2 protein-coding genes are annotated in these 1,233 nt (G+C 45.6%); both read right to left on the bottom strand.

Annotated features, from left to right (window positions below):
- On the bottom strand, positions 1–750 hold a 750-nt coding region (locus tag B7C60_RS17925), incomplete at its 3' end, for an MFS transporter (protein WP_245868600.1).
- A gap of 8 nt (positions 751–758) precedes the next feature.
- On the bottom strand, positions 759–1,233 hold a 475-nt coding region (locus B7C60_RS17920), incomplete at its 5' end, for an ATP-binding protein (RefSeq protein ID WP_245868597.1).

Here is a 1,233-nt window from a genome sequence, read left to right as displayed (position 1 = left end):
GCGATTAGTGAAGACATACTGGGCGAGTATTTGTTGGTAACTTAATCCTTGCCCTTCATTTTCTTGAGCCTGTTCTAGTGGATCGTTCCTCCAGTTACCCACTTTAGGTAAACCTTGAGTAATGGGTTTATCTCGCAATCGCCAGCAGAGAATCAACCCAATCAGTACCCCAATCACGCCCGGCCAAATAAAACCATGTCGCCAACCAAAGTGCAGTGTTAGGTAGCCAACCATGATCGGAATCAATGCCCCACCAACATTGTGCGCTGTGTTCCAAATGGCCCAGTACCAACCTCGTTCAGAGCGAGAATACCAAGTCGTTAATAATTTGGAGCAAGCCGGCCAACCCCATCCTTGAAACCAAGCATTAAGAACCCAGAGTAAAATAAAGGCGCTGATCGAACTGGAAAAGCCAAAAGCAATGTTGATAAAGCCAGTAGCAATCAAGCCGATACCCATAAAATAGCGCGGGTTTGAGCGATCAGAAATTGTCCCAGAAATAAATTTAGAGCAACCGTACGTGATGTAAAATAACGTTCCTAATAAGCCAAAGTCGCCTTTATCTAATCCTAAATCCGTCAGCAAGCTAGGGGCCGCATAGTTGAGTGTTCGCCGTGTAAAGTAGAACCCCGCGTAGCCTAGATACATACCAAGCATGATGTGTAAACGCCAGTAGCGATAGGTCGCATTGATCGTTGCGGGATCGGTCAAGGGTGAAGGGGTATGGGAACGATATAAAAAACTCAACATGGCTACTGCTACACTATGGGTAATTGAGCATACAATTGTGTGCCGCTCGGTGATGAACTTTGTGACTGGAGAGAAAACCGCCCACCTAATGCTTGTACTCGCTCTTTCATGCCTTTGAGCCCCATCCCTTGCAGGCTATCGATTTGGCTAAAACCAATACCATCGTCTTGGATGCATAAAGTGATTTTTTCTGCCACCACGAATGAAATGTCAATATTGTTCGCTTGAGCATACTTACGTGCGTTATTTAATGCCTCTTGACACAATCGAAATAGGGTGACTTGCAGTGTATCGCTGAGGGTTTCCACTTCACCTTGCACGGTTAAGTTGACTTGAATGCCATTACGGGCAAACTCCATCTCTCGGATCAGTTGCTGAATGGCTTCTAAGAGGCGTAAATCATCTAACGATCGTGGCCGTAATTTACTCAGCAGCCGTTTGGTCGTGTCGTAAACATTCAGTGACAGTTGTTCAATGGTATGA

It is taken from the genome of Vibrio fujianensis (assembly GCF_002749895.1).
Classification (GTDB): domain Bacteria; phylum Pseudomonadota; class Gammaproteobacteria; order Enterobacterales; family Vibrionaceae; genus Vibrio; species Vibrio fujianensis.
This window is presented reverse-complemented; position numbering and strand designations above follow the sequence as displayed.